The sequence below is a fragment of the uncultured Veillonella sp. genome (assembly GCF_938010505.1).
Lineage (GTDB): Bacteria > Bacillota > Negativicutes > Veillonellales > Veillonellaceae > Veillonella.
The window spans coordinates 21287-27378 of sequence record NZ_CALLVP010000070.1 but is presented as its reverse complement, the minus strand read 5'-3'; the positions used below and the strand labels follow the sequence as shown (position 1 = coordinate 27378).

At 36.1% G+C, this 6092-nt stretch carries 8 protein-coding genes; 1 reads left to right on the top strand and 7 read right to left on the bottom strand.

Annotated features, from left to right (window positions below; translation table 11 throughout):
* The 3 genes from Q0507_RS04145 to Q0507_RS04135 form a co-directional block, all read right to left on the bottom strand.
* Positions 1–748: ATP--guanido phosphotransferase (locus Q0507_RS04145; RefSeq protein WP_298712840.1), on the bottom strand; the 748-nt coding region annotated here is incomplete at its 3' end.
* Between the two features lie 9 nt (positions 749–757).
* Positions 758–1297, bottom strand: coding sequence for a UvrB/UvrC motif-containing protein (locus Q0507_RS04140; RefSeq protein WP_298712837.1), 540 nt, complete (start codon positions 1295–1297; stop codon positions 758–760).
* Positions 1298–1303: 6 nt separating this feature from the next.
* A complete protein-coding gene (locus tag Q0507_RS04135; protein ID WP_298712834.1) occupies positions 1304–1783 on the bottom strand; it encodes a CtsR family transcriptional regulator in 480 nt (159 codons plus the stop codon).
* 215 nt (positions 1784–1998) lie between these two features.
* Between Q0507_RS04135 and Q0507_RS04130 the strand changes: the two genes are divergently transcribed.
* A complete protein-coding gene (locus tag Q0507_RS04130) occupies positions 1999–2505 on the top strand; it encodes an S-adenosylmethionine decarboxylase family protein (RefSeq protein ID WP_298712831.1) in 507 nt (168 codons plus the stop codon).
* A 165-nt stretch (positions 2506–2670) separates the two neighbouring features.
* Here the strand turns inward: Q0507_RS04130 and Q0507_RS04125 are convergent, their stop codons facing one another.
* From Q0507_RS04125 to Q0507_RS04110, 4 genes are read right to left on the bottom strand one after another with little or no spacing between them, the layout of a single operon-like run.
* On the bottom strand, positions 2671–3354 hold the full coding sequence (locus tag Q0507_RS04125; RefSeq protein ID WP_298712828.1) for an HAD hydrolase-like protein: 684 nt from the start codon (positions 3352–3354) through the stop codon (positions 2671–2673).
* 1 nt (position 3355) lies between these two features.
* On the bottom strand, positions 3356–3781 hold the full coding sequence (gene sufU / locus Q0507_RS04120; RefSeq protein WP_298712825.1) for a Fe-S cluster assembly sulfur transfer protein SufU: 426 nt from the start codon (positions 3779–3781) through the stop codon (positions 3356–3358).
* Between the two features lie 14 nt (positions 3782–3795).
* Positions 3796–5025: a SufS family cysteine desulfurase gene (locus Q0507_RS04115; protein WP_298712822.1), complete on the bottom strand. Its 1230-nt coding sequence runs from the start codon at positions 5023–5025 to the stop codon at positions 3796–3798.
* A gap of 12 nt (positions 5026–5037) precedes the next feature.
* Positions 5038–6084: a SufD family Fe-S cluster assembly protein gene (locus Q0507_RS04110; protein ID WP_298712819.1), complete on the bottom strand. Its 1047-nt coding sequence runs from the start codon at positions 6082–6084 to the stop codon at positions 5038–5040.
* Positions 6085–6092: the final 8 nt, after the last annotated feature.

The following is a 6092-nucleotide window of genomic DNA, read 5'->3' as shown; positions in this document are numbered from 1 at the left end:
CAATAATTCCTTCTACGATTTTATTCAATTGCTCAATAGTTGCTTCTTCACTAATTCCCATTGTTCTTTGATTAGAAATTTGGTAAATACAGCCCAAAGCTTCGGACCCTTCACCATACAATCCACGTACAGAGTAACCTAATTGAATTATGCTACGAATGAGTCGTGTAATACGACCTGACATTGTCAACGCAGGCAAATGTAGCATAACAGATGCTCGCAACCCCGTGCCCACATTAGTAGGACAAGCAGTTAAATAACCAAATTGCTCATCAAAGGCATAAGAATGTTTTGCTTCGATAGCCTTATCAATTTGTACAGCATGGTCATAGGCTTCTTGCAATTTAAGTCCAGAAGTCATAGATTGAATACGTAAATGATCCTCTTCATTTACCATAATCACAATAGAAGCATCATCAGATACGACTAAATTACGACATGGTAATTTTTCCTCTAAAGCAGGACTCATTAAATGCTTTTCAACTAAAACAGCACGTTCACTTTGACTTAATTGCTCAAGGCTAATATTAGAATATTGATGTCCATCAGACTCTTTTAATACCTGCAATAAGCCTCTAGAAATAGTATTCACTTTTTCCAAGGAAGCCGTATCATTGCGATTAGTAAACAGTATTCCATCAAAGTTTCTAGCCAATCGTATACGACTTGAAATTACAATGTGGTCAGTCGCTTCAGTATCCTGACATAACCACTGACTTAGCGGAGAGTCCAATATAGTATCTAACATGAGAACCTCCTACTTTTTATCACCATCGATGATGACTTCTAACTCTTTAATTTTATCTCTTAAGATTGCGGCTTCTTCAAAATTTTCAGCTTGAATAGCTGTATCTAATTGATGACGCAATTTCTTTACTTCATATTTTGCTTTAAATACATTTGTACCACGACTAGGTACCGTTCCTTCATACTCAGAACTACCTTGAATTCGTTCTAATAATGGATCTATTTCACTATTAAAAGTCTCATAGCATTGACCACAGCCAAACTTACCTACCCGATTGAATTCATCATAAGTAATATCGCACTGAGGACATCTCTTGGATTGATGAGATTTTAATAAGTTGTCTGGATAAACCATATTCTTAAAGAAATCATTGGTGAAAAAGCTATTATCCCACATATCATTCAAAAAAGAACTGTAAGGAGACAATTTCCCCTCTTGTTGTAACTCGCTGACACAAGTACTACAAAAATGTTGTTCTGTCTTTTGATTATTTACGATATTGGTCATATGGATAGTAGCTTCATTTTTATGGCAATGATCACATAACATAGATCATCACTCCTTCCGTAGTGTATCCACCATTGTTGCGTACAATTGACGAACAGCATCATTACGTTCTTCAATATCCACATTTTCGATCAATGTAGCAAAAGAATTGTGCATCAATTGAGCTTCACGACGGGTAATTTTTTCAGATTGTAATAATTGAAATAATGATTGATCTACATCTCGCATATCAATTAATCGCTCCACTGTATTTGGTCCTTCGTAAATACGATACGTTGTTACAGCTGGCAAAGAATCAGAGCTCCCTGGGTTTAATTTTGTAATCCGAATATAGCCACCTAAGCCTCGTCTTGATTCGACATCAAAACCACGCTCATTAGAAAAGCGTGTGCTTAATACATAGCTTATTTGAGATGGAGCACAGTCCAGTTCGTCCGCTAATTCATTGCGTTTCAATATTAATTTTTCTTGTTCTTCACGCATACGGTCTAATATAAATTTTTCTATTTTATCAGCTATCATACTCATAAAAAACACCCCTTTAAAATTATATGTAATATAGTTTTTGACTATTTGTTCTTTAACATAATTCTATTATATTTGACTTTTTGACCTTAGTCAACATATAAGTCAAACTTCATGGAATTCACATTTGGCCTTTACTTTATTCTCATATAATTGGACTTAATCTTTAATTCTATGTATAATAAATAAGATATTATATTCCGAAAGAAGGTGTTGTTATGGCAGAAGCATTAGGACAAGAAATGTTGATTGATTTATATTCCTGCGATGAAGATGCAATTTCATCCGCTACAGCTGTACAAGAAAGTGTAGCTACTGCATTTGATTTGGCAGAACTCGATGTTGATGAAATCAGTTGTCAGGTTATGGATGAGGAGATTGCCCTCCTTTCTGTTGCACCAGGCTTTCACTTTACATTGCATACATATCCTGCACTCGGTTATGTAGCAATTGATTTGTATTCTTTCGAGCAATCTTTACCTCTTACATTAATTATGAAAGCATTACGTAAGTCTTTCAGAGCAGAAAAGGTAAAAGCAACGAGTGTGCAACGCGGCGACTTTGGTAACGAGCGCGATATGAAACCACGTCGTAAAACTAGAATCACTACTTTAGGCCGTGTATCTCGTACAAGAATCCAACTCAAACAAACAGGCGGCAAATTAAAAAAACAAAGTGCCAAGGTTATCAAAACATTAGCTAAAAAAAGCGGCTTAAAGAAATAACACAAAAGGACTGCCCTATGGGCAGTCCTTTTATGCAATATAACAATTAATATTGTAGCTCTCGAGTATGTTGAATTTAAGTTAAAATTTTTAACCATATAACAAAAAGCTAGAGGAATCTAGCTTTTTATTATAGCTAATATTTAATTTAAACTATAAATTAATTTATCTACGAACCATCAAGGCTTCAAGATCTAGAACGTCTGCAATTTCATCGACATCATCACAGAGATATTCGGCATCAGCTTCTTTTAGTTCTGATTCTGTACCGTAACCATAAGTAACACCAATAGAAATACAACCAAGTTCATTAGCCGCCTCCACATCGTACTTACGATCACCAACCATGAATGCCATGCGACGACCATTTTCATCCGTTAATGAATTACCACAAAGGGTAAGGGCTTTTTCAAGAATTTCTTTCTTGTGTAATAATCCAGTTTCGTAATTAGCACCTACAATGACATCAAAGTAAGGTGTCAATTCAAAATGATCTAAAATATCCTTAGCATAATGTTCTGGTTTTGCAGTAGCTAGAGCAATTGTATATTGTTCTGTTTTACATTTAGCCAATAAGTCTACAATATTTGGATATACGGTATTTTCAAACTTACCAATCGTTCCATAACGTTCACGAAACTTAAAGTATGTCTCTTCCGCTTGTTCAAAGGTCATGCCACAATGTTCTTGAAAAGCATCTACCAAAGGCGGACCTAAGAAAAATTGCAATGTTTCCTCATCAGGCACATTATAACCAAAATGTTCCAATGCGAATGTAATACTTTTAAGAATCCCCTCTTGAGAGTCTGTTAAGGTTCCATCTAGATCAAATAATATCGTCTTTTTCATATTATTTCTTTAAAGCCTCTTTTAATGTGTGCCATGCAAGAACAGCACATTTAACACGAGCTGGCATATTGGAAATATTTTGCAATGCCATAGCATCTTCTAATTGTTCTAATTCACTTTCATCGGTAATTTCTTTTTTAATCATACCTAAGAAAACTTCAACTAATCGCAGTGCTTCTTCTACAGATTTGCCTTTGATAATGTCAATCATCATAGACGCAGATGCTTGGCTAATAGCACAACCAGAACCAGTGTATGCTGCATCTTTTACAATTCCATCTATTACATTGAGTTGTAAAGTTAAATCATCACCACAGCTAGGGTTATGACCATGTTCTGAAGTTGTAAATTCTGCTAACTCATATTTATTACGTTTATCTTGGTTATGTTCCAAAATAAGTTCCGTATATAATTGATCCATTTCCATTGATGGTAAATCTCCTAATCTTTAAAGCCCATGACTGAACGAACAGTCTTCAATACTTCGAGGAAGGCATCTAAATCTTCCTTACGAGTATACAAGTACATACTTAAACGAGTAGATGCGGATACTTTATAGAATGCCCCTAATGGTTGCGCGCAATGATGACCAGAACGAACGCAAATACCTTTTGCATCCAAGATAGTTGCTACATCATGAGGATGTACGTCATCTATAGTGAAAGCAATAACACCATGCTTCTCTTTAGGATTTTGGGATCCGATAACATTAACATGAGGTAATTCTAACAATTTAGGCAGAATATAAGCAACTAATTCTTCTTCATAAGCTTCGATAGTATCCATACCAAAGGATTCTAAGTAATCGATAGCTGCATGTAACGAAACAGCACCATCTGCATTCGGAGTACCAGCTTCAAATTTATAAGGTAATTCATTAAATGTGGCAGATTGCTCTTTTACATATTCAATCATATCGCCACCCAATAAGAATGGAGGCATTGCTTCTAGCAATTCACGTTTACCATATAGGACGCCAATACCCTGAGATGCACACATCTTATGTCCAGAGAACACAAAGAAATCACAATCTAATGCTTGAACGTCAATTTTTTTATGAGGCGTAGATTGAGCACCATCAAGAATGACAACGGCACCAACAGAGTGTGCTTTTTCAGTCAATTCTTTTACAGGGAACTCCATACCCAGAACATTACTAATATGAGCAAAAGCAACAATCTTAGTGGATTCATCGATTTTATCAATTTCTCCAGCTTTTAAATGACCACTTTCATCAAGGTACATATATTCCAATGCAGCCCCTGTTTTTTCTGCTACATATTGCCATGTAACGAGATTTGCATGATGTTCAGCAACAGTAATAATGATTTTATCGCCCGCTTTAAGGTTGTTAAGACCATAACTATGAGCAATTAAATTCATAGATTCTGTCGTATTTCGAGTAAAAATAACCTCTTCTCGCTCACGGGCATTGATAAATTCTACTACACGATCTCGAGCATTTTCATAAGCTTCAGAGGCTTCAATAGCCAAAACATGGGAACCACGGTGAGGGTTGCCATTATGCTGAGTCATATGTTCTACAACACGATCCACTACTACTTGTGGAATTTGTGCAGTGGCACCGCTATCTAAATAGATAACACGATGCCCATTATGCTCTTTATGTAATATTGGAAAGTCTTTGTATGCTTCTGCAATAGGTCTCATAAAAACGCCTCTTTAAATTTTATTACGTACAGCTGCTAATGCTGCTTCTTCAATCGTTTCATCACCAATGCGATCGATAATAGGACGAATCATAGATTCAACAATAATATGTTTTGCTTCTACTTCACTGAAACCACGGCTCATGAGGTAGAACAATTTATTATGATCAATTTGGCCTGCACTTGCTGCATGATTACCCACTACATTATCTTCTTTACACAATAAGAGCGGCAAAGAAACAGATTTTACAGTAGGATCTAATAATAAGCAAATATCTTCTTCTGCCCCTTCAGAAGCAGTTGCACCATTAAGGAAATCAAGAGTACCACGGAAAGATTTTTTTGCATTGCCACTAAGAGCACCTAAGTTATGGATGTCGCTGACAGATTTTTTGCCGCCATGACTCATAACCATAGAAATATCAAACTTTTGCTCTTTACTGCCAAGGTAAGCAATGTCGTGAGCAATGTGAGATTCTTGACCTACTAAATCATGATAGTAATTCAAGATGTTTTCACTGCCACCGATTTCGATATTAATATATTCTACATCCGCTTTATCTTCTAACTTAGTGTAACGATGCTCGATATGTTGCACGTGTTCAGGTAAAAGATTTACCTTCTTCACCACAACTTTACCGCCTTCTTTTACATCGTATTCATTTAAGTAGCTAATATTAGTTGCAACATCACCAGAACCAGTTACGTAAAATTGTACTTCTAGTTCAGCACCTTCACCAACGATGAATTGGAAACGATTAGCTACACGAGCTGTAGCATCAATGTGGATACCTACAACTTCTTTACCATTTGCAGGAACATTAATAGCATAACCTTCTACTTTTCCCACCAAGGCTTGAACAGCTTCTTTATTAGCACCTTCGTATTTGCCTTCTAATAATGCCGTTCCTACAGGCAATGGTAAAAGTATATTTTCATTCGCTTCAACAGCGATAGATTGAACTGCTGTATCTTCTCCAACTAGAGAGCCTACAGTATGGTTAACACGTAACCATCTGAACGTCGGTCTAGGGAGTTCATTAAATAGTAATTCGCTCATAATTCCTC

Bases quoted from the DNA above. Each gene is read 5' to 3' on its own strand.
- Q0507_RS04135 (WP_298712834.1), bottom strand. From the start codon at position 1,783: ATGAGTATGATAGCTGATAAAATAGAAAAATTTATATTAGACCGTATG.
- sufU (WP_298712825.1), bottom strand. From the start codon at position 3,781: ATGGAAATGGATCAATTATATACGGAACTTATTTTGGAACATAACCAA.
- Q0507_RS04130 (WP_298712831.1), top strand. From the start codon at position 1,999: ATGGCAGAAGCATTAGGACAAGAAATGTTGATTGATTTATATTCCTGC.
- Q0507_RS04140 (WP_298712837.1), bottom strand. From the start codon at position 1,297: ATGTTATGTGATCATTGCCATAAAAATGAAGCTACTATCCATATGACC.
- Q0507_RS04110 (WP_298712819.1), bottom strand. From the start codon at position 6,084: ATGAGCGAATTACTATTTAATGAACTCCCTAGACCGACGTTCAGATGG.
- Q0507_RS04115 (WP_298712822.1), bottom strand. From the start codon at position 5,025: ATGAGACCTATTGCAGAAGCATACAAAGACTTTCCAATATTACATAAA.
- Q0507_RS04125 (WP_298712828.1), bottom strand. From the start codon at position 3,354: ATGAAAAAGACGATATTATTTGATCTAGATGGAACCTTAACAGACTCT.